Raw genomic sequence first — 17,096 nt, 5'->3', positions numbered from 1 at the left:
GGCGGTGGCGCTCCTCGCCGCGCCCGTCCTGCTCCTCACCGCCTGCGCCCTCCCCGGGCAGACCCAGGACCCGGCCCTCTGCCCTCCCGTGGAGGACTCGTGGAACGCCTTCGCGGCGGATCCCGTGCCACAGAGGCGAGAGGAGGTCGAGATCGCTCTCGACGCGTTGCAGTACGAGAACTCCACGTCGACCGCTGCGGACGCGGCACGGCTCGCGAAGTTGGCGCTCCTCACTGATCTGGCGCGGACACCTGCTCGCAGTCCGTCCTTCTGGAACGCCCTCGACCTGATCGCCCGCGAGTGCGCCGAGGCCGGTGTCGAGCTCTCCTTCGACGGCCACGGCGAGCCGCTGCCCGCCGTCGGCTGACGCGCCCAGGAATGCCAGGCCGGGACGCGCGTTGTCCTCAGGGATGACTTCCGCAGCAGACCCGTCCACCGTCCCCACTCCCGAGGTCCCCACTCCCGAGCAGCGCGCCCTCGTGGTCGGCGCCACCGGCATCGGCGGCTCCGCCCTCGTCGACCTGCTCACCGAGCGCGGCTGGCCCGTGACCGCCCTCTCCCGCCGGCCGATCGCCGAGCGCCCCGGCGTCACCCCGCTCTCCGCCGACCTCCGCTCCGCTGAGGACCTCGCCCGCGTGCTCGCCCACGAGAAGCCGACCCACGTCTTCTTCACCGCCTGGTCGCGCCAGGCCACGGAGGAGGAGAACATCGCCGTCAACGGCGGCATGGTCCGCGACCTCCTCGCCGCGCTCTCGCACGCGCCGCTCCAGCACGTCGCGCTCGTCACCGGGCTCAAGCACTACCTCGGCCCGTTCGAGGCCTACGGCCAGGGCGCGATGCCCGACACCCCGTTCCACGAGGAGGAGGAGCGCCTCGACGCGCCCAACTTCTACTACGCGCAGGAGGACGAGCTCTTCGCCGCCGCCGAGCGCGACGGCTTCACCTGGTCGGTGCACCGCTCGCACACCGTGATCGGCCACGCGGTCGGCAACGCGATGAACATGGGCCTCACCCTCGCCGTCGCCGCGTCGATCCACCGCGCCCAGGGCACGCCCTTCGTCTTCCCCGGCTCGCTCACCCAGTGGAACGGCCTCACCGACATGACCGACTCCACCGTCCTCGCCGAGCAGATGCTCTGGGCGTCGACGAGCGAGGCGGGCCGCGACGAGGCGTTCAACGTCGTCAACGGCGACGTCTTCCGCTGGCGCTGGATGTGGTCGCGGATCGCCGAGCACTTCGGCGTCGAGCCCGTCGGCCCCGGCGAGGAGCCGCAGCCCCTCGAGCAGCAGATGGCCGGCGCCGACGACGTCTGGCAGCGCCTCGTCCGCGAGCACGACCTGATCGAGCCCGACCTCGAGCGCGTCGCCTCCTGGTGGCACACCGACGCCGATCTCGGCCGGCAGATCGAGGTGGTCACCGACATCAGCAAGTCGCGCCTGGCCGGCTTCGGCGTGCACCACCGCACGGTCGACTCCTTCACGGCCCTGTTCGACCGCTATCGCGCGGAGCGCCTGATCCCGTAGGCGCGCGGTAGGGGGTCGGCGGCCCCGTCCGGTCGCCGACCCGTCGCCCCGCGGACACCCGGCCGACACCCTGCGTCCCCCCGCGCTGCCTAGCGTCACGGCATGGCGGCGGCGGGGTACGGACGGGTGGGCACCCGGTGATCGAGCGGGTGGACCCGTTCCTCGGCACCGAGGCGACACAGCTCCCCGACGCGACCGGGCTGGCGGCGACCTGGTGGTCGCCGAAGCCGCAGATCGGCAACACGCACCCGGGCGCGACCTTCCCGCTCGGGATGGTGTCCGCGTGCTCCTACTCCGGCGCCTACCCCACCGGCTACGGCCGCTACGACCTGGCGCTCGAGGGGGTCCCGCCGACGATCCAGGACGGCCTCGTCGCCTCCGGCTTCACGCACTTCCAGCAGTCCGGCACCGGCGCGATCCGCAAGTACTACAACTACCTCCGCGTCACGCCGATGCTCGAGCCGCTCGACGAGCTCGGCCGCAGCTGGGCGATCGAGGACGAGGTCGCCGAGCCCGGCTACTACGCCGCGACCCTCTCCTCCGGGATCCGCGCCGAGCTGACCGTCGGGCCCGCCTCGGTCGTGCACCGCTACACCTTCCCCGAGCACCGCAGCGCCCGCGTGGTCGTCGACCTCTCGCTCGGCGGCCTCGCGATCCCGTCCGGAGCGACGATCCCGCTCCGCGCGCAGCTGCACTCGATCTCGCCGGGCGTCGCGGCAGGCGAGGTCGTGATGGAGGGCGCACCGCTCGCCGTCCACCTCGAGTGCGACGCCCTGCAATGGCGGCAGATGCTCTGGTACGACCGGCGGCTGATGCCCGGCGGCACCCGGCTCGACTTCGACCACATCCGCCCGACGACCCTGCGCCCGTTCGGACTGATGTGGGCCGGACCGAGCACGGCCGGGCAGACCGTCGAGCTGCGGATGGGCTTCTCCCTCCGCGGCACCGACCGCGCCCGCGAGAACCTGCACCGCGACGTCCCGGCCACGATCGGCGGCTTCGACCAGCGCCGCGACCGCACCCGCAAGACCTGGCGGAAGCGCCTGCGCACCGTCGCCGTGGACACCCCCTCGACCGAGCGCGAGACCGTGTTCGCCACGGCGCTCTACCACTCGCTGATCAAGCCGTGCCTGGCGCCGGACGAGAGCCCGTTCTGGCCGAGCGACGGCCCGTTCGTCTTCGACCTCAGCACGATGTGGGACATCTACCGCACTCAGCTCCCGCTGCTCACCGCGCTCGTCCCCGAGCGCGCGGTCGAGGTCGGCGCGGCGCTGCTCACCATCTGCGAGGAGGAGGGCAACTTCCCGATCGGCTACCGGATGGCCAAGGGCAGCGACCGCTTCTCCCGCCAGGGCAGCGCCCTCGCGCACACCTTCCTCGCCGACCTCTGCCGCCTCGGCCTGCCCGGCATCGACTGGGAGGCGGCCCTCGTGCACATGGGCGAGGACCTCAAGCGCACCTACGGCGAGGAGTTCCTGGCGGCGGGGGAGGCGCACCCGATCAGCCACACCCTCGACCTCGCGCACGGCTACTGGTGCACCGCGGTCGTGGCGCGGCACGTCGGCGACCACGTCCTCGCCGACCAGCTCGAGGAGCGAGCCGCCCAGTGGGTGAACGCCTACGACCTGCGCTCGGGCCTGCTCAAGGACTCGACCTACTACGAGGGCACCAGGCACAACTACTCCTTCCGCCTGCTGCACGACATGGCCGGCCGCATCGCGATCAGCGGCGGCGACGACGCCTTCGTCGTGCAGCTGGACGAGTTCTTCGGCTACGGCGCCGAGCCCGTCGTGCAGCCGGGACTGCGCCCGGACCGCGCCGAGATGCTCGCGGGCTCGGCCCTCGGCCGCTTCGAGGGGCTGAACAACGAGCCCGACATGGACGCACCCTGGGCGTACCACTACGCGGGCCGCCCCGACCGCACGGCCGAGGTCGTGCACGGGGTGCTGCACCAGCGCTTCGGCGCCGGCCGCGGCGGCCTGCCCGGCAACGACGACTCCGGGGGTCTGAGCTCCTGGTACGTCTGGGCGAGCCTCGGGCTCTTCCCGGTCGCCGGCCAGGGCCTGCTCCTGGTCAACGCGCCCGCCTTCGCCCGCGCCTCGCTCGCGATCGGCGGCGCGGACGTCGAGATCCGCACCACCGGCTTCATCGAGCCGGTGCCGGGCGGACCCGTCCAGTACGTGCAGCGGGCGGAGCTGAACGGCGCACCGCTCGAGGCGAGCTGGATCACCGCGGCCGAGCTGCACCGCGGCGGCGAGCTGACGCTGCACCTCGGCGCCGAGCCCGTCGGCTGGGGGAGCGCCCCCGAGCACCGGCCGCCGTCGTTCCCGCACCGCTGACCACCCGCACCGCCGACCACCCGCACGCCGCACCCGCCACCCGCACCGACCACCCGCACCCAGCATTCAGGAGGAGCCCCATGGACCAGAGCACGCACGCCCACACCGTGCAGAACCGACTCGTCATCGTGGTCCGCGCGGATCCGGTGATCTGCGGGCACTCGGTCGAGGCCCGCAACCTCGCCGAGACCGCCCTCGAGCGCGGCTTCGACGAGGTGCGCATCGTCACCTGGCCGATCGAGCGCCTCCAGGCCGCCGGCCTCCCGCTCAAGCCGCTCGACGCGGTCCTCCCCTACAGCGACGGCATCATCGTCGAGCGACCGGAGCCCGTCGGCGACTACAAGGTGCCGGACGGCCGCTTCCTCGCCGGCATGGTCGGCCGCCTGGTCGAGCTGTTCACCGACGGCGTGCCCACCGTCTGCCTCTCGCTCTACCTCAGCCCGCACACTCTCGCGGTCGCGGACGCCCTGCGCGCGGCCTGGAGCACCGGCCTGCCGGTCGACGTCACGACGGTCGCCGAGGCGGTCGGCTCCGACGTCACCAACGTCGTCCGCCGGGCGGTCGAGGAGGGCCGCCTCGGCGCCGCCGCGCACATCTTCGCCTCGTACCTGTCGCAGGACCACTGCGTCGCCGTCTCCGAGTACACCCGCGACCTGATCGTCGAGGAGGCCGAGCGGATCGACGCCGTCCACGGCACCCGGTTCGCCGAGCAGTGCCGCGCGCGCATCGAGATCTCCTACCCGGCGATCGACTCCGACGCCTACACCGGACTCGATCCCGCCGTGGTCGACGAGGTCGTGCGCGCCCGCGGCCTCCGCACCGACGGCTACGTGCTCTTCCTCTCCCGACTGACGGAGGCGAAGGGGGTCGAGGACCTGATCGCCGGCTACGAGCGCAGCGGCGTCCACGCCGACCGCGAGCTCGTGATCGCCGGACGCGGACCGCAGGAGGCGGAGCTGCGCCGCCTCGCGGCCGCCTCGCCGCTGGCGCACCGCATCCGCTTCCTCGATGACGTCGGCGACGCCGAGAAGCCCTACCTGATGGCCGGCTGCTCGGCGTTCGTGCTGCCGAGCAAGCCGCGCCCGGAGTTCGTCGAGACGTTCGGCATCGCGCTCGCCGAGAAGATGCTCGCGGGCGGCGGCCCCGTCATCACCACGCTCACCGGCGGGATCGGCGAGGCCGTCGGCGAGCACGCGTTCATCACCCCGGTCGAGGATCCGGACACGATCGCCGCGCTGCTGGACCACGTGGTGCTCGAGCTGACGGCGGAGGACCGGGCGCAGCGCGCGACGGCCGCGCGCGAGTACGCCCTGCAGTTCGACCGGCGGCAGGTCTTCGACCGGCTGTTCGCACGGATCCCGCGACCGGCGCGCGCCGAGCAGGCCGCCTAGCGAGCAGGCCGCCTAGATCGAGTCGCCCTGCGCGACCGCGAGGCGGTACCGCACGAAGCGGAGGGTGAACGTGTGCCGGTCGCCGCTGCGGATCCGCTCCGCGAGCACGCGGATCCCGAGGACGGCGACGACGCGCCACCACTCCAGATCGTCCGAGACGACGGCGGTGAACTCGTCGCCGGGCCGCACCTCGTGGACCCCGGCTGAGGCGCGCGGGGCGATGGTCGTGTCGATCGTCATGTCGCCGACTCCTGTCGGCGGGCCTCGCGGAGACGCTTCGGGTGCGCCGCGCACCCGGACGCCGGGCCCACGAGAGGGGGGCTCGCTACCCGGCGTCCGGTCATGCGTGCGGCCACGGGGTCGAGCCCGCCGGAACGAACCCGGACCGCCCTCGAAGTGTAGGCCTGTCAGTCAGGGGTGGCGCGGGATGTCCAGCCCTTGCGAGAGAGTTCGGAGAGTCCGACAGTCATCGGAGAAGTGTGCGACGAACCGCGGAACCACGGGTCAGGCGGCGGGCTCCGCGCGCCGCAGCGGCACGGCGGCGGCGCCGACCGGCTCGGGAACGATGCGCAGACCGGCGCCGCTGTTGGCGCGTTCCATCAGGGCCTCGATCCACTCGGGGTTGATGGTGGGCTGGCGGCTGCCCTTGAAGTCGAACTGGATCGGGATGGTCGGGTGCATCCAGACGCCGCGGCGCCCGGTCCCCGCGTTCGGGCTGGCGTCGAGCGTCAGGAGGAAGCGCTCGTCCCGGCGGAACTTGTTGATGATCACGATCTGCAGGTGAGCCAGAGTCCGGTCGTCGACCTCGATGGCCGCCGGAGGAGTGCCGTACATGATGCTGCCCATGGTCTTCTCCCTGTCGCACGTCGAACAGGATGGGTGCACCCTGTCGCTAGACAGACTCTCTACTAGTTTGACTAACCATGTCAAGCCGGCCGGATGAACGATCGGTGACGCGGAGGGCGCGACGGAGAGGCGGGCCGTGCCCGCGAGTCGGGAGGCCGCTCAGGCGCGGCGTCGCTCGACCGTGAGCTCGGGCGCGACGTCGTCATCGAGGTCCTCGAGGCCGTCGCCGGGCGCCTCGACGATCTCGCGCACGGTCTGCAGGAAGCGGACCACTGCGCTCGCCTCCTCGGGGGAGAGCCGCTCGGCCGCCTCCAGCATCCGCTGGTTCATGTCGTCCAGCGTCTCGCGGACCTCGCGGTGCGAGGTGGGGGTGGCGACGATGCGGATCGCGCGCCGGTCGCTGGGGTGCGGCTGCCGGACGACGTGCCCGCTCTTGACCAGCCGGTCGATGAGAACGGTCGTCGAGGCGGAGGAGATGCCGAGGTAGGCGGCGAGGTCCTTGGGGCTGACGTGCTGGCCCCCCTGCTGGCGGCGCATGAGGAACTGCACGGCGAGGAGGTCGTTCTCGCCCATCCCCATCGATCCGCGGGTGCGCCGGCGCATCGCGCTCTCGGCGGTCCGGAACGCGCGCATCGCGCCGAGGACCTCGGCGGCGCCGGGCGCGCTCGCAGTGCCCGGGTGCCGAACGGCAGCCGGTCGAGTCAGCGCGACCTCATCCATGCACCACAGCTTAGACAGTCATGTAGCAAGAAGATCTAGTCATGTACAACCCCGTCCTGGTGCTTGTCCGCGAGGGCCGCACAGGGTACGAATGGATCAGCTAGTTAGACGAGCTAGCGATCTCACCGGATCAGATCTCATCGGACAGGAGGACGGGATGCTCGACACCGCACCGGTCCTCCCGCTCGCGGACCCGCTGCTCGGCACGACCCTGGCCGAGCGCTACCTCCTGCTCGAGCGCATCGGCGAGGGCGGCAGCGCCACGGTCTTCCGGGCTCGCGACCTGCGCCTGGCGCGCTCCGTCGCGGTGAAGGTCTACCGCGAGGTCGCCGGCACTCCGAACGAGCGGTCGCGCCGCGAGCGCGAGGTGCGGCTGCTGATCGACTCCCGCCACTCGTCGATCGTCGAGATCCTCGACCAGGGCGAGATCGCGACGGAGGAGGGGGCGCTCGCCTTCCTCGTCCTCGAGTACTTCGATGCGGCCGATCCCGCCGCCGACTGGTTCGCGTCGGGCGACGAGCGGCTTCTCGCTGAGGTCGGCGCGCAGCTCGCCGACGCGCTGGCGCACCTGCACTCCCGCGACGTCCTGCACCGGGACGTGAAGCCGGAGAACGTGCTGGTCCGCTCCCGCGCGATGCCCGCCGCCGGCTCGCTGCACGAGGCGAAGCTCAGCGACTTCGGGATCGCCCGCGCGGTGGACGACGCCCGGCTGACCCGCTCCGACGTCCTCGTCGGGACGGCCGCCTACCTCAGCCCCGAGAGCCTCGGCTCCGGGACGGTCGGTCCGGCGTCCGACGTCTACTCCCTCGGACTGGTCCTGCTCGAGGCCGTCTCCGGCCGCCGCGCCTACACCGGCACCACGCTCGAGATCTCGCTGCAGCGCATGCACCACGCGCCCGTCGTGCCGGCGTCGGTCCCCGCCCGCTGGCGCGCACTGCTCGCCGACATGACGCGACTCGACCCCGCGGCGCGGCCCTCGGCGGAGGAGGTCGCCCGCCGGCTGTGGTCGCAGCTGCGCGACGAGCCGCGGACGTCGACGCTGCGCACCGGCGTGCACGGCGCGATCGCGGCGCTCTCCGCCGCGGCGGTCGGCGTCGCCTCGACGCTCGCGCTCCTCGGCCACCTCGGCTGAAGCTCTCTTCCGCGCCGCGCTCAGCCGCCCGGGAGGAGGGCTGTCGTAGTCTCGCCCTGACTGTCGACCACTGCCGACCGTCGACCGACGCCGACCGTCCGGGGCTGTGCCGCGGACCCGAACGGAGCCGATCCCATGAGCCCCCGCCGCCTGTTCCGCCTCCTCTCGATCCTCGAGGCGGTGACGTGGACCCTCCTGCTCGTCGGCATGCTGCTCAAGTACGCCCTCGGAGCAGGGGACTGGCCGGTCAGCGTCGCCGGGCCGATCCACGGCTTCGCGTTCCTCGCCTACGGGGCGGCCGCCCTCGTCCTCGCGGTGAACCAGCGCTGGTCGGCGCGGGCGACCTTCCTGGCTCTCGTCAGCGCCGTGGTGCCCTACACGACCGTCCCGCTGGAGCGCGGCTTCGAGCGGCGCGGACTCCTCGAGGGGGAGTGGCGTCGCGAGGCCGGCGCCGACCCGCGCGACCGGCGGCTCCCGAGCCGGCTGCTGCGCTGGGCGCTCGGCCGTCCGGTCCTCGCGGCCGCCCTCGTGCTGGCCGCCGTCGCCGCGGTCTTCGCCGCCCTTCTCGTCGTCGGCCCACCCGGCGGCACCGAGGCCTGACAGCCCGGCTCCCTGCTGATCGAGCAGCCCGCGCAGCGCGGCGTATCGAGATCCACCACCGTCAGAACGGTGCGGGTGTGTCGTCGAAGCGGGGCCCGGGCGGTGGGTCCGGCGGACGGCCGGGGAGCCGTGGTGGGCGGTTGCCGACCCGCCGGCCGGTGGGGGTCGTCCAGGTGATGGTTCCGTCGGAGTCGTCCTTGACGTAGCTCCACTGCTCGCCGTGCCTGACGTGGTGGTGCGCGGTGCAGAGCATGACGAGGTTGTCGAGGGAGGTCTCACCGCCGTTGCTCCACTCGATCGTGTGGTCGACTTCAGAGGTCGCGGCGGGGCGGGTGCAGCCCGCGAAGCGGCAGGTCTGATCGCGGAGCTGGAGGTGCAGGCGCATCTGCGGCGGTGGGACGCGCCAGGTGCGGCCGACCGAGACGACGGCGCCGGTGTCCGAGTCCGTGAGCACCCGGGTGAACGACGCAGCGGTCCGGATCAGCTCGCGGGCGATCTCGGCGGGGACGGGACCGTAGCCGTCCAGCTCCGCCGGGGCGTCGTCGAGGCCGACGGCGGTGGACGCCGCGAGCGTGAGCCGCACCTCGGCGCGGATGCCGGGGACGAACGTCGGGTCGGGGCGGCGCTCGGCGTCGGGAGTCGTCCCGGCGATGTCGCCGTCGCAGAGCAGGTCGATCGCGGCGTCGGCGCTGAGCTGCTGGAGGGTGCGCGGGTCGCCGTCGTCGCGGAGGGTGCGGGCGATGCGGCGGAGCCGGTCGTAGGCGCCCGTCACTGCCGGAGCCGGCCCGTGCACGCAGAGCGTCGCCATCCCGTCGACGTCCGGTGTGATCCGGACTGCGCGGTCCTCGCGGGCGCGGGTGTGCCGTTCGGCGAGGGGCTGCTCGTGCAGCTCCTCGCGCCAGCGGCGCAGGGCGCGGCGCAGCTGCGTGGTGGTCATCGTCACGGCGGCGTCGGAAGCGCGCTCATCGAGAGCGGCGCGGGAGCCTTCGGGGAGGCTGCTCGCGGTTCGGCGGATCGCCTCGCCGACCTCCCACAGGATCCGCGCGTCGCGGAGCAGTGCGCGGGTGAGGGGGAGATGCTCCATCAGCATCTGCGCGGTCTCGAGGCGGCCGGAGACGTCCCGCTCGGACACGCCGAACGCTACCGCGAGCTCGGCGCGGATCGAGCGCTCGACGAGGTCGCGGGTCTCGCTGCGGGACGCGCCGCGGGCGAACGCCCCCGGGACGGTGAGCGCGACGCGATAGCCGCGGTGCAGCCGTTCCGCTGCTCGGAGGCGTGTCGGAGAGTCGGCGCGCTCGGCGGCCGCGGCACCGTCGAAGCAGTCGCGCACCTCCGCGAGTGCTGCTGCCGTCTCGTCCTCTGTCATACGCGTATTGAAGCAGGGACCACCGACACCGGAGCGGGGATGCAGGCCGATCGGGGAGAGCGCGGACCGATCGGGGACTGGGGAGGAGGCTTGCATCCCGGATGCCCGACGGTGGAGGGTCTCGATACGCCGCCGGGGGCGGCTGCTCGACCAGCATGGGGCGCCCTGCGGGCGACTCGATCAGCAGGGGAGGCGCGACGGCGTCAGGCCGCGCGGGTCGCCGCGTCGATCAGGATCTCGGCGGCGCGGCGGGCGTGCAGCGCGGACTCGGGGGTGCCCGAGATGGCGGCGGTGGTCTGGGCGCCCTCGGCGAGGAGGGCGAGCTGGGCGGCCAGCTCGGGGCCGCCGCCCACCTCCGCCGCGAGCGCGGCGAGGAAGCTCTGGAAGGTGTCCTTGTGCTCGCGGGCGAGCGAGGCGACCGAGGGGTTGGACGAGCCGAACTCGCCGAAGGCGTTGATGAAGCTGCAGCCGCGGAAGGAGTCCTCGGAGAACCAGTCGAAGAGGAAGTCGTAGATCGCCAGGAGCTTCGGGCGGGCCCCCGTCGCGGCGGCGACCCGGGTGCGCACGCCGAGCGTCCACTGCTCGTGCCGCGCCTGCAGGACGGCCAGGACGAGCGACTCCTTGCTCGGGAACTCCGAGTAGAGGCGCTTGAGCGAGACGCCCGCGGCGGTGCGCAGCGCGTCCATCCCGACGGACTGGATCCCGCGCTCGTAGTAGAGGCGGTCGGCCGCCGCGAGGATCGCCTCGCGGGGCGGCGGGCCTTCGAGCGTTCGCGGCGTCATCCCTCCATCGTAGGCGCAGAGGGAACGCGCGTTCTCGGTTGTCCGACACTCGTTCGACACTCATCGCCCGGTGTCCGGGCCCCGTGTCGGCGGCTGCTGCTAGCGTCGGCCCCGCTCGGACCCTCCCTGATCGTCACCCGGCGGTCGCGGCCCGCGCGAGAGGCGGTTCCGGTGGTGCTGGCGATGCAGGCGGACGACTTCGGCGGGCCCGAGGCCCTCCGCGCGGTGACGGTGGAGCCGGGCGAGCCCGGTCCCGGCCGGGTGCGGATCCGCGTGCGCGCGGCGGGCGTCAATCCCGCCGACGCGAAGCTCCTCCGCGGCCTCTTCGGTCGCGGGCGCACGCCCGTCCGGCCCGGCAGCGAGGTCGCCGGCGTGGTCACCGCCGTGGGGGATGCAGCGACGGGGCCGCTCGGGGCCCTCGGCGTCGGGGACGAGGTGGTCGCCTTCCGCGTCTCCGGCGGGTACGCCGAGGAGATGGTCGTCCCGGCCGCCTCGGTGCTGCCGAAGCCGTCCAGGCTCGCCTGGGAGCAGGCGGCCGGGCTCCTGCTCGCGGGCACGACCGCGGTGCACCTGCTCGAGGCGACCCGCGTCTCCGCCGGCGACACCGTCCTGGTCCACGGCGCGAGCGGGGCCGTGGGCACCCTCCTCGTCCAGCTCGCGCGCGAGCGCGGAGCGCGCGTCCTCGGCACCTCGAGCGAGCGGGGCGCGGCGGTCGTCGAGCGCTTCGGCGCCGAGTCCGTCCGCTACGGCGCGGGACTGGAGGAGCGGGTGCGCGCCCTCGCGCCCGACGGCGTCGACGTCGCCCTCGACACGGCGGGCACCGACGAGGCGCTCGACGCCTCCGTCGCGCTCGTTGCGGACCGCTCCCGCATCGCCACCGTCGCCGGCTTCGAGCGCGGCGCGGAGCTCGGCGTCCTCCTGCTCGGCGGGGGAGCGGGCGCGGATCCCGGCACCGCCCTGCGCGACGCCGCCCGGGCGCCGCTGCTCGAGCGCGCCGGTCGCGGCGAGCTCGAGGTGGTGCTCGGCCCCTCCTTCCCCCTCGCCTCGGCGGCGGAGGGGCTCGCGCTGGTGGAGTCGGGCCGCGCACGCGGCAAGGTGGTGCTCCTCCCCTGAGCACCGTCGATCCCCGCACCGTCGATCCCCACCCCGTCGACGCGCTCCCCGTCGAGCTCGTCGCGAACGGCCCCTTCGACGTCGTCGGTGCCGCGAACCTCCTCCTGCACCACTCGCTGCCCGGCGTCGAGCGGGTCTCCGACGACGGGCGGCGGCTCGAGCGGCTCGTCACCGTCGGCGCGCGGGCGGTGCCGCTCGCGCTCGAGCTGGCTCCCGTGGGTGTCCGCGTCGCGACGACCGATGCCGCCGTGCTCCCGCTCGTCCGCGCCTGGTTCGACCTCGACTCCGACGTCGAGGGGGTCGGAGCGGCCCTCGCCCGCGACCCGCTGCTCGCGCCGATGGTCGCCGCCCGTCCGGGCCTGCGGGCGACGCAGTACCCCGAGCCGTTCGAGGCCGCGGTGATGGCGGTCCTCGGCCAGCAGGTGTCGGTGGCGGCGGCCCGGACCTTCGGCGGTCGCGTCGTCACCGCGTTCGGCGGCGAGGGCGAGTGGGGCCTCCGCTCGTTCCCGACGCCCGCGGCCCTCCTCGCCGGACCGATCGAGGAGCTGCGCGCCGCGATCGGCGTGACCCGGGCCCGCGCGGCGACCGTCCGCGCCGTCGCCGCGGCCTTCGCCGACGGACTCGTGCTCGACCGCGCCGGCGATCTGGCCGAGCAGCGGCGGCTCCTGCTCGCGATACCCGGCATCGGCCCGTGGACCGCCGACTACCTCGGGCTCCGGCTGCTCGGCGACCCGGACGCGTTCCCCGCGGGCGACCTCGTGCTGCGCCGCGCACTCGGCGGGATCAGCACGGCGGCGGCCGACGCGGCGTCGCAGGCCTGGCGGCCGCACCGCGCCCACGCGGCCTTCCACCTCTGGGCGTCGACGGGCGCCGTCTGAGGCGTGCGACCGGGCCGAGCGTCCCCGACTAGCGCGACGAGGCGCGCACGACGAGGCTCCCCTCGAGGAGGATCGAGCCGGTGACGCCGCCGAGCAGGCGGTCGAGCGCGGCCTCGGCCAGCTGCTCGAGAGGCTGCCGGAGCGAGGTCAGGGGCGGCGCGCTGTACTCGCCCTCCCAGGTGCCGTCGAAGCTCGCCACGGCGACGTCGCCGGGCACTCGGAGCTCCGCGTCCCGGAGCGCGCGGAGCAGGCCGATCCCGATCAGGTCGGAGGCGGCGAAGACGGCGTCGGGCCGGGGGGACAGGCCGGTCAGGACGCGGCCGGCGGCCCACCCGCCCTCGCGGGAGTAGTCGGCCTGGAGCGCGGGACCCGGCTGCAGCCCGGCGTCGACGCAGGCCGTCTCCCATCCGCGCCGACGGGCCTCGAAGCGTCCGCGGTCGTCGCGTTCGACGTCGCCGACGAAGGCGATCCGGCGCCGGCCCGACTCGACCAGGTGGCGGGTCGCCAGCACCGCGCCCGCCTCCAGGTCGATCCCGACGCCGTTCGCCGCCGTCTCGTCGCTGCTGTTGAGCTGCAGCCAGGGAACGCCGACGGCGTCGATCGGGCCCCGGTCGACGGAGCCGCCCGCCAGGAGGAGCACCCCGGCGATCTGCCGGGCCGTCAGATCGCGGAGGCGGGCGTGCAGGGTGTCGACGTCCGGGATCGACGTGATCACGAGCAGATCGAGGCCCCGGGCGCGCGCCGCGTCCTCGACGGCGCTGGCCAGCTCGGTGAAGAACGGGTTGGTGAAGACCCGACGGCTCCCGACCGGGGCGAGCAGCGCGATCGTCCGCGAGGTCCCGGTCCGCAGGGCGGCCGCGGTGGCGTTCGGCCGGTAGCCGAGCTCGGCGATCGCCGCCCGCACGCGGGCCGCGGTCGCCTCGGCGACGGGCGCGGTGCCGGTGAGCGTGTACGTCACGACGGCGTCGCTGACGCCGGCCAGGCGGGCGACGTCGCGTCGAGTGACCCGTCGCGAGGTGTTCATCGCAGCGAACCTACCGCGCCCGTGCCGCCCGTGCCGCCCGCGCCCGCACGACCGGAGTCATCCGCCTCAGCTCGCGAGCGGCCGCACGCTCCCGACCCGCGTCACCTCGTAGAGCACCCCGCGCTCGGGGTGCAGGAGCGGCGGGACGAGACCCGCGCGGCCGAGCAGGGCGCCGGACAGCTCGAAGACCCCGCCGTCCTGCGGCCACCAGATCGCGTCGCGGTCGGCGAGGCCCCGCGTGCCGACGACGACCGGGGCCACCCGGTACACCGACTCCGGATCGAGGCCGGGCAGGCGGACCCGCCCGGGGGAGACGACGCCGGCGCGGGCGAGCGAGACGTAGGAGTAGACGGCGGCCGAGCGGTCGGGAGCGACGACGCCGTGCACCGCGATCGTCTCGTCCGGGTGGTCCAGCCGGACGAGGTCGCCCCCGTGCAGCAGGGGCCGGAGCCGCTTGTGCAGGGCGATCCACTGGCGCAGCTCCTCGAGCTCCTCGTCGCCGGCGGAGCGCAGGTCCCACTCGACGCCGAGGTGGCCGAACAGCGCCGTCAGAGCGCGGAAGGACAGGTCGTGCACGCGGCCCGTCGTGTGCGAGGCGCCCGACGCGATGTGGGTGCCCATCAGCTCGGGCGGCAGCAGCTGGGTGGTCCAGCGGTTCATCTGCTGCCGGTCGAGCGGGTCGTTGTTGTCGGAGACCCAGACGCGGTCGGTCCGCTCCAGGATCTCGAGGTCGACCCGCGCTCCGCCCGAGGAGCAGGACTCGATCTCGAGCCCCGGGTGCAGAGTCCGGATCTCGTCCATCAGCCGGTACACCGCGAGCGTCTGCCGGTGCACGCCCGGGGCGCCGTCGGGGCGCCGACCCGCGTCGGTGAGGTCGCGGTTGTGGTCCCACTTGATGTAGCCGATGTCGTACTCGTCGAGGATCGCGAGGATCGCGTCGCGGAGATGGGCGAAGCAATCCGGATCGCCCAGGTCGAGGACCTGCTGCCAGCGCGACTCGGGGGGCATCCTGTCTCCGGTCGAGAGGATCCACTCGGGGTGCGCCCGGGCGAGGTCGGAGTCCGGGTTGACCATCTCGGGCTCGAACCAGAGCCCGAACTGCAGGCCGAGCGAGCGCACGTGGTCGACCAGGGGGTGCAGTCCGTCCGGCCAGACGTCGCTCGAGACCGTCCAGTCGCCGAGCCCCGAGTGGTCGTCCCGGCGGCTCCCGAACCAGCCGTCGTCGAGCACGAAGCGCTCGATCCCGAGGTCGGCGGCGCGGTCGGCCAGCTCGACGAGCGCGTCGAGGTCGTGGTCGAAGTAGACGGCCTCCCACACGTTGATCGTGACGGGCCGCGCCGAGTGCGGGTGACCCGGCCGGGCGCGCAGCTGCCGGTGGAAGCGCCGGGCGACCTCGTCGAGTCCGTCGCCGTGGACGGCGTGGATCCACGGACCGGTGTAGGTCTCGCCGTGCGCGAGCCGGACCTCGCCGGGCAGCAGCAGCTCGCCGCCGCCGAGGGTCTGCACGCCGGTGTGGACGCGCTCGACCTGGTGCACGTGGTTGCCGGACCACGCGGTGTGGATCGCCCAGACCTCGCCGCGGGCGAAGCCGAAGCCGGGCTCGCCGACGCTGAGCAGGGTGGCGGCGTCCGCTCCCGTCCGTCCGTGCCGGCCCTCGCGGCGGTGCGCTCCGATGGTGACGGCCGAGCGCTGCGGCACGCGCTCCTTGCCCCAGCGGCCGGCGAAGTCGAGGATCTCGCTCGCCGAGGGCGGCGTGGGCAGGCTGAGCAGCAGCTCGTCGACCTGATAGCCGTCGGCGCCGAGGTTGGTGAGCGCCGCCCGCATCCGCAGCACGCCGGAGGGGTCGAGGACGATCACGATCTCGAGGCCGAGCGCGGCGACGTCGTCCTGGGCGCGGACGACGAGCGTGCCCGCCCCGGAGTCGGCGATCGCTCCGGTCGGCAGGGCGGCGCCGTCGAGCTCGAGGCTCGTCGTGCGGAAGGACGGCGACCAGGCCGCGCCCGCGCGGGATCCGCTGAGGCCCGGCCGGCCGGTCCAGCCGGTGCGGTGCTCGGGGAGCACCGCGAGGCGGATCGGCTCGTCGATGTCGTTCGGACCGACCGGGGCGGTGCCGGAGAGCACCAGCGCGTCGAACGCCGCCCGGTCGAGCGGCCCGCAGTCCGCGCCCCAGTGCGCGACCATCGGGAGCAGGGAGTCGCTGAGATCCAGCACGAGGGCGACTCCGGCGCTGCGGAGGACGACTCCGGTCGAGGGGGTGGCGAGTGTCACGGTGAGTGTTCCTGTTCTGCCCGGATCAGGGCTGTTCTGCCCGATCAGGGCGCGGACGGTGCGCAGCCGCAGGACTCCCGGAGGAGCAGCTCCCCGCGGAACAGCGTGTGGTGTGCCCGGTCGGGCGTGAAGTCGATGATGGTGTCGATCGCAGCGCGGGCCATCTCGCGGACCGGCTGCTTGAAGGAGGTGAGCCGCGGGACGCTGAACGCGGACTCCGCGGTGCCGTCGTAGGAGACGATCCGGAGGTCCTCCGGGACCCGGAGCCCGAGGTCGGCCGCGCCGCGGAGGACGCCGATGCCGAGGAGGTCCGAGCCGGCGAAGACGGCGTCGGGCCGGTTCGGGGTGTCCAGGAGCATCCGCGCCGCCTCGATCCCGCCCTCGCGGGTCCAGGTCGTCGTGACCACCGGTCCCGGCTCCAGGCCGATCTCCTCGATCGCCTCGGCCCAGCCGAGCACGCGCGGGTCGGTGGTCTGCTGCGAGCTCGCGCCGATGACGAGGCCGACGGAGCGGCAGCCGTGCACCTCGGCGAGGTGCCGGACCACGGTGCGAGCGCTGTGGCGGATGTCGACCCCGACGCTGGCGGCGCCCTCCGCGGGGTGGAACGCGTCGATCCACATCACGGGAACGGGGATCGAGTCGAGGGAGGAGCGGTCGCTCGCGTGCCGGACGCTCGAGAGCAGCACGCCGTCGACCCCGCGCTGCGCGATCTCGTCCAGGAGCCGCACCTCCGTCTCCAGGCTCTCGTGCGAATTCGCGATCAGCAGCGCGTAGCCCCGCTCCGTGGCGGCGATCTCGAGCTGCAGGGCGTACTCGGAGAAGAAGGGGTTGCTCACGTCGGCGACGATGAGGGCGAGGGTGTGCGTCCTGCCGGTGCGCAGGGCGCGAGCGGTGGAGTTCGGCCGGTAGCCGAGCTCCTCCATCGCCGTCCGCACGCGCTGGGCCGTCTCGGGGGTGACGTGCTTCGCCCCGGTCATCACGTAGCTGACGACGGCCGAGCTCACCTGGGCCCGCTCGGCGACGTCGTTGCGGGTCGGGCGCTTGCGCGGCGTGCTGATGTCCGGCACGGGGTGCCTCCTCGAGAAAAGCGACGATCGGCGGAGAGGGGGACAGA

16 protein-coding genes are annotated in these 17,096 nt (G+C 73.9%); 8 read left to right on the top strand and 8 right to left on the bottom strand.

The features are described 5' to 3' along the window. The first annotated feature begins 4 nt into the window (after positions 1-4). The 4 genes from GTU73_RS16505 to GTU73_RS16490 all read left to right on the top strand — a co-directional run bounded on the left by GTU73_RS16505 (position 5) and on the right by GTU73_RS16490 (position 5,253). Complete coding sequence (locus GTU73_RS16505; RefSeq protein ID WP_160090739.1) at positions 5-367, top strand: hypothetical protein; 363 nt, start codon at positions 5-7, stop codon at positions 365-367. Positions 368-410: 43 nt separating this feature from the next. Next, positions 411-1,523, top strand: coding sequence for an SDR family oxidoreductase (locus GTU73_RS16500; RefSeq protein ID WP_160090738.1), 1,113 nt, complete (start codon positions 411-413; stop codon positions 1,521-1,523). Between the two features lie 137 nt (positions 1,524-1,660). Beyond that, the gene (locus GTU73_RS16495) at positions 1,661-3,862 is read left to right on the top strand and encodes a glycoside hydrolase domain-containing protein (protein ID WP_160090737.1); all 2,202 of its coding nucleotides are present in this window, start codon (positions 1,661-1,663) and stop codon (positions 3,860-3,862) included. A gap of 80 nt (positions 3,863-3,942) precedes the next feature. Further along, entirely contained in the window at positions 3,943-5,253 is a 1,311-nt protein-coding gene (locus GTU73_RS16490; protein WP_160090736.1) for a glycosyltransferase, read from the top strand. Between the two features lie 12 nt (positions 5,254-5,265). On the opposite strand, the gene GTU73_RS16485 is transcribed toward GTU73_RS16490, so the two are convergent. The 3 genes from GTU73_RS16485 to GTU73_RS16475 form a co-directional block, all read right to left on the bottom strand. Beyond that, positions 5,266-5,493 (bottom strand): hypothetical protein, encoded by a 228-nt coding sequence (locus tag GTU73_RS16485; protein WP_160090735.1) that lies wholly within the window; start codon positions 5,491-5,493, stop codon positions 5,266-5,268. Between the two features lie 264 nt (positions 5,494-5,757). Further along, entirely contained in the window at positions 5,758-6,099 is a 342-nt protein-coding gene (locus GTU73_RS16480) for an ATP-dependent DNA ligase (RefSeq protein ID WP_160090734.1), read from the bottom strand. Positions 6,100-6,258: 159 nt separating this feature from the next. Further along, a complete protein-coding gene (locus GTU73_RS16475; protein WP_160090733.1) occupies positions 6,259-6,819 on the bottom strand; it encodes a MarR family transcriptional regulator in 561 nt (186 codons plus the stop codon). Positions 6,820-6,976: 157 nt separating this feature from the next. On the opposite strand from GTU73_RS16475, the gene GTU73_RS16470 reads away from it, so the two are divergent. Continuing rightward, positions 6,977-7,951 (top strand): serine/threonine-protein kinase, encoded by a 975-nt coding sequence (locus GTU73_RS16470; RefSeq protein WP_160090732.1) that lies wholly within the window; start codon positions 6,977-6,979, stop codon positions 7,949-7,951. Positions 7,952-8,086: 135 nt separating this feature from the next. Beyond that, positions 8,087-8,551 carry a DUF3817 domain-containing protein gene (locus GTU73_RS16465; protein ID WP_160090731.1) on the top strand — a complete coding sequence of 155 codons (465 nt, stop codon included), beginning with the start codon at positions 8,087-8,089 and terminating at the stop codon, positions 8,549-8,551. Positions 8,552-8,612: 61 nt separating this feature from the next. On the opposite strand, the gene GTU73_RS16460 is transcribed toward GTU73_RS16465, so the two are convergent. Together GTU73_RS16460 and GTU73_RS16455 are read right to left on the bottom strand one after the other, a co-directional pair. Further along, entirely contained in the window at positions 8,613-9,917 is a 1,305-nt protein-coding gene (locus GTU73_RS16460; RefSeq protein ID WP_160090730.1) for an HNH endonuclease signature motif containing protein, read from the bottom strand. A gap of 203 nt (positions 9,918-10,120) precedes the next feature. After that, positions 10,121-10,699 carry a TetR/AcrR family transcriptional regulator gene (locus GTU73_RS16455; protein WP_160090729.1) on the bottom strand — a complete coding sequence of 193 codons (579 nt, stop codon included), beginning with the start codon at positions 10,697-10,699 and terminating at the stop codon, positions 10,121-10,123. Positions 10,700-10,870: 171 nt separating this feature from the next. On the opposite strand from GTU73_RS16455, the gene GTU73_RS16450 reads away from it, so the two are divergent. After that, a complete protein-coding gene (locus GTU73_RS16450) occupies positions 10,871-11,812 on the top strand; it encodes an NADP-dependent oxidoreductase (RefSeq protein WP_244231677.1) in 942 nt (313 codons plus the stop codon). Next, entirely contained in the window at positions 11,809-12,690 is an 882-nt protein-coding gene (locus tag GTU73_RS19415; RefSeq protein WP_244231873.1) for an AlkA N-terminal domain-containing protein, read from the top strand. Before GTU73_RS16450 ends, GTU73_RS19415 begins: the two co-directional genes overlap by 4 nt. 28 nt (positions 12,691-12,718) lie before the next feature. Here GTU73_RS19415 and GTU73_RS16440 read toward each other — a convergent pair whose 3' ends face one another. The 3 genes from GTU73_RS16440 to GTU73_RS16430 all read right to left on the bottom strand — a co-directional run bounded on the left by GTU73_RS16440 (position 12,719) and on the right by GTU73_RS16430 (position 17,049). Further along, on the bottom strand, positions 12,719-13,714 hold the full coding sequence (locus GTU73_RS16440; RefSeq protein ID WP_160090728.1) for a LacI family DNA-binding transcriptional regulator: 996 nt from the start codon (positions 13,712-13,714) through the stop codon (positions 12,719-12,721). 66 nt (positions 13,715-13,780) lie between these two features. Continuing rightward, on the bottom strand, positions 13,781-15,982 hold the full coding sequence (locus GTU73_RS16435; RefSeq protein WP_244231676.1) for an alpha-galactosidase: 2,202 nt from the start codon (positions 15,980-15,982) through the stop codon (positions 13,781-13,783). A gap of 44 nt (positions 15,983-16,026) precedes the next feature. After that, entirely contained in the window at positions 16,027-17,049 is a 1,023-nt protein-coding gene (locus GTU73_RS16430) for a LacI family DNA-binding transcriptional regulator (RefSeq protein ID WP_160090727.1), read from the bottom strand. Between the last annotated feature and the right edge of the window lie 47 nt (positions 17,050-17,096).

The organism is Rathayibacter sp. VKM Ac-2804, from assembly GCF_009866655.1.
Classification (GTDB): Bacteria; Actinomycetota; Actinomycetes; order Actinomycetales; family Microbacteriaceae; genus Rathayibacter.
This window is presented reverse-complemented; position numbering and strand designations above follow the sequence as displayed.

What these genes read in the sequence shown, in the direction of transcription:
- GTU73_RS16470 (WP_160090732.1), top strand. Translation starts at nt 6,977, where the DNA reads ATGCTCGACACCGCACCGGTCCTCCCGCTCGCGGACCCGCTGCTCGGC.
- GTU73_RS16480 (WP_160090734.1), bottom strand. Translation starts at nt 6,099, where the DNA reads ATGGGCAGCATCATGTACGGCACTCCTCCGGCGGCCATCGAGGTCGAC.
- GTU73_RS16490 (WP_160090736.1), top strand. Translation starts at nt 3,943, where the DNA reads ATGGACCAGAGCACGCACGCCCACACCGTGCAGAACCGACTCGTCATC.
- GTU73_RS16500 (WP_160090738.1), top strand. Translation starts at nt 411, where the DNA reads ATGACTTCCGCAGCAGACCCGTCCACCGTCCCCACTCCCGAGGTCCCC.
- GTU73_RS16440 (WP_160090728.1), bottom strand. Translation starts at nt 13,714, where the DNA reads ATGAACACCTCGCGACGGGTCACTCGACGCGACGTCGCCCGCCTGGCC.
- GTU73_RS16485 (WP_160090735.1), bottom strand. Translation starts at nt 5,493, where the DNA reads ATGACGATCGACACGACCATCGCCCCGCGCGCCTCAGCCGGGGTCCAC.
- GTU73_RS16460 (WP_160090730.1), bottom strand. Translation starts at nt 9,917, where the DNA reads ATGACAGAGGACGAGACGGCAGCAGCACTCGCGGAGGTGCGCGACTGC.
- GTU73_RS16475 (WP_160090733.1), bottom strand. Translation starts at nt 6,819, where the DNA reads ATGGATGAGGTCGCGCTGACTCGACCGGCTGCCGTTCGGCACCCGGGC.
- GTU73_RS16465 (WP_160090731.1), top strand. Translation starts at nt 8,087, where the DNA reads ATGAGCCCCCGCCGCCTGTTCCGCCTCCTCTCGATCCTCGAGGCGGTG.
- GTU73_RS16455 (WP_160090729.1), bottom strand. Translation starts at nt 10,699, where the DNA reads ATGACGCCGCGAACGCTCGAAGGCCCGCCGCCCCGCGAGGCGATCCTC.